Origin of the sequence: Streptomyces sp. H27-H5 (genome assembly GCF_026627505.1) — a bacterium.
In the GTDB taxonomy this organism is placed as follows: domain Bacteria; phylum Actinomycetota; class Actinomycetes; order Streptomycetales; family Streptomycetaceae; genus Streptomyces.
This window is the reverse complement of record NZ_JAPNLK010000332.1, coordinates 1-932: the sequence shown is the minus strand read 5'-3', so window position 1 is coordinate 932 and position 932 is coordinate 1. Positions and strand designations below refer to the sequence as shown.

Genomic DNA, 932 nt, shown 5'->3' with positions numbered 1-932 from the left:
CGATCGCGGTGTCGAGTTGGTCGGCCATGAGGGTGTCGTAGACGGGTCGTTGGACGCTGCGCAGGACTCCGATGGGGGTGTGGTGGAGGGTGTCGGGGTCGGCGAGGCGGGAGAGGGCGAAGGCGGTGGTGGGGCTGGTGGTGTGGGCGTCGTGGACGAGGAGGTGGGGGGTGTTCTCGGGGGTGAGGGTGACTGCTTCGAGGTCGCCGGTGGTGGGGTTGCGGATGACGCCCTTGGTGTGGTCGGTGCCGAAGCGGACGGGTTGGCCGTGTTCGAGGCGGATGACGGCTTCTTGGGCTTGTTCGTTGTCCTTGAGGGCTTCGAAGGCGCCGTCGTTGAAGATGTTGCAGTTCTGGTAGATCTCGACGAGTGCGGTGCCTTGGTGGTCGGCGGCTTGGCGCAGGACGTCGGTGAGGTGTTTGCGGTCGGAGTCGATGGTGCGGGCGACGAAGCCGGCTTCGGCTCCGATGGCGAGGGAGACGGGGTTGAAGGGGGCGTCGAGGGAGCCCATGGGGGTGGATTTGGTGATTTTGCCGAGTTCTGAGGTGGGGGAGTACTGGCCTTTGGTGAGGCCGTAGATGCGGTTGTTGAAGAGGAGGATTTTGAGGTTGACGTTGCGGCGGAGGGCGTGGATGAGGTGGTTTCCGCCGATGGAGAGGGCGTCTCCGTCGCCGGTGACGACCCAGACGGAGAGGTCGCGGCGGGAGGTGGCGAGGCCGGTGGCGATGGCGGGTGCGCGTCCGTGGATGGAGTGCATGCCGTAGGTGTTCATGTAGTAGGGGAATCGGGAGGAGCAGCCGATTCCGGAGACGAAGACGATGTTCTCCTTGGCGAGGCCGAGTTCGGGCATGAAGCCCTGGACGGCGGCGAGCACGGCGTAGTCGCCGCAGCCCGGGCACCAGCGGACCTCCTGATCCGACTTGAAGTCCTTC

The 932-nt window shown here is 65.7% G+C and carries 1 protein-coding gene; it reads right to left on the bottom strand.

The genetic code is table 11. The features are described from left to right. The coding region (locus tag OTB19_RS43135; RefSeq protein WP_267804320.1) for a 2-oxoacid:ferredoxin oxidoreductase subunit beta at positions 1–932 on the bottom strand (932 nt) is incomplete at both ends.